Origin of the sequence: Streptomyces sp. LS1784 (assembly GCF_020103755.1) — a bacterium.
GTDB lineage: Bacteria > Actinomycetota > Actinomycetes > Streptomycetales > Streptomycetaceae > Kitasatospora.
Genome location: NZ_JAHSQD010001233.1, coordinates 1 through 699 on the forward strand (window position 1 = coordinate 1; position 699 = coordinate 699).

Annotated in this window: 2 protein-coding genes; both read left to right on the top strand. The window is 76.5% G+C overall.

Annotated features, from left to right (window positions below; translation table 11 throughout):
• A partial coding sequence (locus KS423_RS46720; RefSeq protein WP_374120204.1) for a hypothetical protein occupies window positions 1–180 on the top strand: 180 nt, incomplete at its 5' end.
• Window positions 181–446: 266 nt separating this feature from the next.
• The coding region (locus tag KS423_RS46725; protein ID WP_224285690.1) for a helix-turn-helix transcriptional regulator at window positions 447–699 on the top strand (253 nt) is incomplete at its 3' end.

Sequence of the window (699 nt, forward strand, 5' to 3'; positions counted from 1 at the left end):
CGCGCCCTGCACGCCCTCGGCCGCCGGGACGCCGCGCTCTCCTCGGCCCGGCTCGCCGTCGCCCTCGGCCGCACCGTCGGCGATCCGGCCCTGGAAGCCCGCTCCCACGGCCTGCTCGCCGACCTGCTGGACGCCCTCGGGCGCACGGTCGAGGGCGCGCAGGAGAGACGGCTCGGGTAGGGATCCGTCGGGCCGGTGGCGGGAAACCGCTGTTCGACCAGCGGAACCACAGGCGGAACTATCGGCGGTTCGCTCCCCCGTGCAACCGCCCCCCGCCCGGCGGCCCCGCCCGCGCACATTCCGTCTGACCTGGGCGGATACCCTGCCGACGAGCGAAGTAGGAGGAACTCCCCGACCGGGGCATACTTCTGCCTGGAACGAACCGCCGGAGGCGACTCCAGGCGGAAGTGCGGAACTGCGCAGGACCGACGGAGTGGGGGCGGGGCATGGCGGCCGGGGGCGGTACGGACACGGACGCGAACGAGTTCAGCCGTCTGCTGGCCGGGCACCGGGTGGCGGCGGGCCTGACCCAGGAGGAGCTCGCCGCGGCCGCCGGTGTCAGCCTGCGCGCCCTCGGGGACATGGAACGCGGCCGCACCCGCGGACCGCAGCGGCGCACCGTACGGGCCCTGGCGGAGGCGCTCGGGCTGGACGGGACGCAGGCGCAGGCGCTGGACCGGGCCGCGCAGTCCGGCCGCC